The organism is Acinetobacter sp. YH12129 (assembly GCF_013418685.1).
GTDB classification, from domain to species: domain Bacteria; phylum Pseudomonadota; class Gammaproteobacteria; order Pseudomonadales; family Moraxellaceae; genus Acinetobacter; species Acinetobacter amyesii.
This window is the reverse complement of the sequence record NZ_VPBP01000071.1, coordinates 1-1,876: the sequence shown is the minus strand read 5'-3', so window position 1 is coordinate 1,876 and position 1,876 is coordinate 1. Positions and strand designations below refer to the sequence as shown.

The window sequence follows — 1,876 nt, the reverse complement described above, 5'->3', positions numbered from 1 at the left end:
TTAAAATGCTGTGCTGCTTTTCGCACAGACATTTCATCTCGAATCATAATTTCTATGACTTTGTCTTTAAAATCTTTTGAATATCCCATATCTCTATTGTTCTATAGTTTTTAGGATTTGGCTATAAGCACCAACATGGCATTACATAGTGCAGCGAGGACTACAGCAACCAAGGCTGAAGGCAGAACCCAGTTTTTGCATGGACTCCTCTCCCAAAGCAACATCAAGACAATGCTACCTATACCGATCACAACGGCACCGATATCCCATTGCAAATCGAGCGGCTGTGACTGCCACAGCACAGACCATGAAAATTGGTTCAAGCCAAACAAATAAGGTATTTGACTCCCAATCAAGATCAGCCCGATAGCTGCCAACAAACCCAATATGACATTGTTCGGAATAAAGTTGGCAAAGAAACCGAGCCGAAATATGCCAAATCCAATCTGTAAAATACCGGCAAAAACAATACACAATAAAAAGGCGGCATAGTTGCCGCCCAGTAATTCAAGCTGTACCAAAATGACTGCTGTTAAACCTGCTGCTGGGCCTGCAACACTGATATGTGAGCCACTCAGTACCCCAACTAAAATACCACCGACAATGCCAGCAATAATGCCAGAGAGAATCGGTGCGCCAGAAGCCAATGCAATGCCTAGACATAGTGGTAAAGCCACGAGAAATACCACTGTTCCAGATAAAAAGTCGTGAATATGAAATCGATGTCGTTCAATTTTAGATATCATCATTTTACCGTTTATAATAAATATCAAATAATTAGATGTAAGTATGTAAAGCCTAAAGTTTGTGACCACTTTATGGCGTGACTTATATTGTCTGACAATCGAACGATTCTATAGTGTGTTTTGATACGTGATTTGTGTGATTTTTACACTTTATTGCGAAGTTTAAGATTCAGCTCATTTATCTTTGATAGGCCGTAAAAGAAAATAAAAAAAAACCTCCCAAATGGGAGGTTTTTTTATCTTTGTGCTCGATCTCCTAAGTATGCAACACAGGCTAAGGTCACAAATACAACTCTTAAAAAAATAAATAAAATTAAACTATTCATTGTATTTTTCAAAATAAAATAAATATTAGTGGAAACTTTAAAAAATTGATTTTCATAGAAGTAATCCGATATAAAATAGAGAATTAATAATAAAAAGCTTAAATAAGTTAAGTATGAAAATGCTGTAGTGAATAATGTTCTGATTGGTATATGTACTCTCTCATCTGCAATTATTCCTTTTAAATTATTTTTAGCGTTAACATATATGAAGTATGGATTGTTAATAGTTAAGCAAGCAGCTAATGCTGCTATGTAAAAGCCAGGTAAAGCAAAAAATAAATTCATTAAACTTGCGAAGCTGTCACTTCTAAAAATCAGCTCAACATTTTTATTAAATTTCCAGAAGACTATTAAATAGATGAAAAATACTAAAACCGATATAGTTAATGGATAAAATGTATCTATCCTCTTTTTAATATCTTTACCTTCATGTAACCATTCAATTTTTAGATACGATCTTATATATTTAAGCATTCGGGTTCACTCTAGATCGGCATAGTCATCAATATTTATATTAAATATCTTTTTACAAAGAGTGTCATCAAATAGCATTTGATCAGTAAGAACTTGGCGCTCGTAATCTCTAAACCATTTTTTCTTTTGGCACATACTTGCTATGTTTTCTTCTTCAGGCTTTAACTCAACTATTCTCGTATTCCCTGCATCTGAATAACGCATTTTATAGCCAAATCCTAAAAACTATAGAACAATAGAGATATGGGATATTCAAAAGATTTTAAAGACAAAGTCATAGAAATTATGATTCGAGATGAAATGTCTGTGCGAAAAGCAGCACAGCATTTT

General features: G+C 34.1%; 2 protein-coding genes and 1 pseudogene. All 3 read right to left on the bottom strand.

The genetic code is table 11. The annotated features are described in order from the left end of the window. Window positions 1-122: 122 nt before the first annotated feature. Window positions 123-746: pseudogene (locus FTU65_RS16080) on the bottom strand (SulP family inorganic anion transporter); the annotation flags it as partial. A gap of 236 nt (window positions 747-982) precedes the next feature. After that, on the bottom strand, window positions 983-1,546 hold the full coding sequence (locus FTU65_RS16075; protein WP_180065741.1) for a hypothetical protein: 564 nt from the start codon (window positions 1,544-1,546) through the stop codon (window positions 983-985). Window positions 1,547-1,552: 6 nt separating this feature from the next. Beyond that, complete coding sequence (locus FTU65_RS16070; RefSeq protein WP_180065740.1) at window positions 1,553-1,750, bottom strand: hypothetical protein; 198 nt, start codon at window positions 1,748-1,750, stop codon at window positions 1,553-1,555. Window positions 1,751-1,876 lie beyond the last annotated feature (126 nt).